Here is a 414-nt window from a genome sequence, read left to right on the forward strand (position 1 = left end):
TCTAATTCTCGTTCGAAATGCTCCATACTCTCAAATTCTTGTAAGTAGAGTAGTTCAGACTTTAATAAGCCAAAGAAATTTTCTATGACTGCGTTGTCTAAACAATTACCCTTACGGGACATACTCTATTATTCGATTAATGGTCTTGGGATCATGGTAAATATTCTTTTTCTCCAATTCTTTTGTGATACGACGGTAACCATAACGTCCTTTATGCTCATGATAAATAGCTGCAATCGCTTCTTTTTCCTTTGCATATTTATCTTCATTATTTAATCGTTTTTCCTAGTAATAGTACGTACTACGTGGAATGTCTGCGACTTTAACTATTTCCACTACATCAAATTCATGCTTTAGTTCAAAAATTACTTGCGCTTTGATTTTGTTTGTAATTTTTCCTGTTCTCGAACTAAA

1 pseudogene is annotated in these 414 nt (G+C 33.1%); it reads right to left on the reverse strand.

From position 1 onward, the window contains the following. Window positions 1–414: pseudogene (locus tag LC455_RS31180) on the reverse strand (IS3 family transposase); the annotation flags it as partial.

The organism is Neobacillus bataviensis (assembly GCF_019969725.1).